The organism is Actinocorallia sp. A-T 12471, assembly GCF_033875155.1.
Lineage (GTDB): Bacteria > Actinomycetota > Actinomycetes > Streptosporangiales > Streptosporangiaceae > Actinocorallia.
This window is the reverse complement of sequence record NZ_JAWZTE010000028.1, coordinates 1-916: the sequence shown is the minus strand read 5'-3', so window position 1 is coordinate 916 and position 916 is coordinate 1. Positions and strand designations below refer to the sequence as shown.

General features: G+C 57.2%; 1 rRNA gene. It reads left to right on the top strand.

Annotated elements, in window-relative coordinates:
• Positions 1–916 (top strand): 23S ribosomal RNA (locus tag R9X44_RS35565); the annotation flags it as partial.

Below are 916 nucleotides of genomic sequence, written 5' to 3'. Positions count from 1 at the left end.
GCTGAGAATCTAAGCGCCGGTAAACGGCGGTGGTAACTATAACCATCCTAAGGTAGCGAAATTCCTTGTCGGGTAAGTTCCGACCTGCACGAATGGCGTAACGACTTCCCCGCTGTCTCAACCACAGGCCCGGCGAAATTGCACTACGAGTAAAGATGCTCGTTACGCGCAGCAGGACGGAAAGACCCCGGGACCTTCACTATAGCTTGGCATTGGTGTTTGGAATGGCTTGTGTAGGATAGGTGGGAGACTGTGAAGCTTGGACGCTAGTTCGGGTGGAGTCATTGGTGAAATACCACTCTGGTTGTTTCGAATGTCTAACCCGCGCCCCTTATCGGGGTGGGGGACAGTGCCTGGTGGGTAGTTTAACTGGGGCGGTTGCCTCCCAAAATGTAACGGAGGCGCCCAAAGGTTCCCTCAGCCTGGTTGGTAATCAGGTGGCGAGTGCAAGGGCACAAGGGAGCTTGACTGTGAGACCGACGGGTCGAGCAGGAGCGAAAGCTGGGCCTAGTGATCCGGCACCTACGTGTGGAAGTGGTGTCGCTCAACGGCTAAAAGGTACCCCGGGGATAACAGGCTGATCTTCCCCAAGAGTCCATATCGACGGGATGGTTTGGCACCTCGATGTCGGCTCGTCGCATCCTGGGGCTGGAGTAGGTCCCAAGGGTTGGGCTGTTCGCCCATTAAAGCGGCACGCGAGCTGGGTTTAGAACGTCGCGAGACAGTTCGGTCCCTATCCGCTGCGCGCGTAGGAGTCTTGCGAGGATCTGTCCCTAGTACGAGAGGACCGGGACGGACGAACCTCTGGTGTGCCAGTTGTTCTGCCAAGGGCACGGCTGGTTGGCTACGTTCGGAAGGGATAACCGCTGAAAGCATCTAAGCGGGAAACCTGCCTCCAGATGAGGACTCCCTCCAC